We start from the raw sequence: 310 nt of genomic DNA on the forward strand, positions 1-310 counted from the left end.
GGAGGGTTGGGGAGGGGTACTTTGGGCTCTGGCTTTTAGCTCTCGCTCTCCGCCCACCGAACAGCGCCGGAGAGGTAATCCCGCAGCAGCAAGTAACCCCCCAAAAAGCCCCACCACATCAGCCCCAACACCCAAATCACCTGAAACGCGATTCAGCTTCAGGAACATTCCGGTTTCCGCCTTGCAGCCTGCATCGGGCATCATTGGGGCATCACATTGACGGGGAACCGACCATGAAGCGATCCAAGGCCACCGCACTGGTGCTGATGAGCGCCGTGCCGCTGCTGCTGACCGCCTGCCAGAAGGAAGA

Origin of the sequence: Stenotrophomonas sp. UBA7606, from assembly GCF_002477705.1 — a bacterium.
GTDB lineage: Bacteria > Pseudomonadota > Gammaproteobacteria > Xanthomonadales > Xanthomonadaceae > Stenotrophomonas.